Origin of the sequence: Companilactobacillus halodurans (assembly GCF_009600985.1) — a bacterium.
Lineage (GTDB): Bacteria > Bacillota > Bacilli > Lactobacillales > Lactobacillaceae > Companilactobacillus > Companilactobacillus halodurans.
Map to the genome: position 1 here is coordinate 1 of NZ_VDFP01000171.1, position 1,284 is coordinate 1,284.

Genomic DNA, 1,284 nt, shown 5'->3' on the forward strand with positions numbered 1-1,284 from the left:
CTTTATCTGATGTTCAAAACTAGATTAGGTTTGTCATTGATGGCAACTGGTAATAATAAAGATATGTCAGCTGCTAACGGTATCAATACTGACGGCATGATTATTTTCGGCTACATGATTTCCAATGGATTCATCGCTTTGTCAGGAGCCTTGATTGCCCAAAGTAATGGTTACGCTGATATCGGCATGGGTATCGGAACAATTGTTATCGGCTTGGCGTCAGTTCTAGTTGGGGAAATTTTCCTACGTGGACACAATATTTTAACAAGATTAATTGCCATGGTCGTCGGAGCAGTCGTTTATCGCTTGCTCTTGACGGTGGCAATGGGATTAGGATTCCCACCAGATGATTTGAAGATTCTTTCAGCTGTTATTTTGGTGATCGTAATCTGTGTACCAATTATCCAAAATCGTATTAGAACGAAACGTCAATTGAAGAAATACTTAGAACAAATGGAGGACCAAGACGATGAACGTATTACAAGTGAAACACCTACAAAAGGTATTCTTTCCCGGGACTGATAATGAACGCCACGTCTTAAAAAATATTAATTTGCAAGTAGATGAGGGCGACTTTATTTCTGTTATCGGAAACAATGGTGCCGGTAAATCAACTTTGTTAAATACAATCGCTGGAACTTTGCACGCTGATGCTGGAGAAATCGACTTAGCTGCACATAACGTTTCTAAGAAATCGGTTGCCTATCGTTCACGCTGGATGTCACGCGTGTTTCAAGATCCTAAAATGGGTACAGCCGGTGATTTGACAGTTATGCAAAATTTGGTGTTAGCCCAGAGCCATACCAATACCATCAATTTAAAATGGTATCAACGAAAAGGGGATGTCGAAGAGTATCAAGAATTGCTCAAGACCTTGAATATGGGACTAGAGAATTTCATGGATACTCAAGTAAAATACCTGTCTGGTGGACAAAGACAAGCCTTGTCACTCTTGATGGCTACGTTGAGTAAACCAAAGTTGTTGTTACTAGATGAACATACCGCAGCTCTTGATCCAAAAACTAGCCAAGAAGTTATGAGAATAACTAATGAAATGGTTCAAAGGGAACATTTAACGACTATGATGATTACGCATAAAATGTCTGATGCATTGAAATATGGTAATCGTTTAGTCATGGTTCAAGATGGGCAAATTAAGCTAGATGTGAAAGGTGCTGAGAAAGATAACCTTGATACAGCTCAATTGTTGGAAGCATTTGAATAAATAGTTATTGAATTGGTTTTGATGTTTATGAAGTCAATTTGATTTATATCTTTTAAATG

The 1,284-nt window shown here is 38.3% G+C and carries 2 protein-coding genes; both read left to right on the forward strand.

Features of this window, described 5'->3' with window-relative positions; translation table 11 throughout:
- A partial coding sequence (locus tag FHL06_RS13365; protein WP_420360979.1) for an ABC transporter permease subunit occupies positions 1-522 on the forward strand: 522 nt, incomplete at its 5' end.
- Complete coding sequence (locus FHL06_RS13370; RefSeq protein ID WP_120143384.1) at positions 470-1,225, forward strand: ABC transporter ATP-binding protein; 756 nt, start codon at positions 470-472, stop codon at positions 1,223-1,225. The genes FHL06_RS13365 and FHL06_RS13370, both read left to right, overlap by 53 nt.
- Positions 1,226-1,284 lie beyond the last annotated feature (59 nt).